The sequence below is a fragment of the Hungatella sp. SL.1.14 genome (assembly GCF_024460495.1).
Taxonomy (GTDB): domain Bacteria; phylum Bacillota; class Clostridia; order Lachnospirales; family Lachnospiraceae; genus Hungatella; species Hungatella hathewayi.
Genome location: NZ_JANFYJ010000592.1, coordinates 1 through 255, shown reverse-complemented (window position 1 = coordinate 255; position 255 = coordinate 1). Strand labels below are relative to the sequence as shown.

At 54.5% G+C, this 255-nt stretch carries 1 pseudogene; it reads left to right on the top strand.

Features of this window, described 5'->3' with window-relative positions:
- Positions 1-255 (top strand): annotated as a pseudogene (locus NE473_RS32445) (hypothetical protein); the annotation flags it as partial.

Sequence of the window (255 nt, the reverse complement as noted above, 5' to 3'; positions counted from 1 at the left end):
GGCGGTTGAATCCAACCGGGAGATTGGAACAGTGGGAGAACCCGCTGGTGTCCGATGTCGTTCATGCGGCTGATCTGGCGGACTGGGTCGGAGACTACATGCGTGCAGACCGGGAGTATGACCTTCATTACCGCGGGGAACCGAGGATTGACGCCAACGACATAGCATTCCTGGAAAATAAATATGTGCCGGGCCTGCTCCTGCGGGTGTATGACCATACGCTAAAATTTAATGGTGCGCTAAGCGGAACGATAA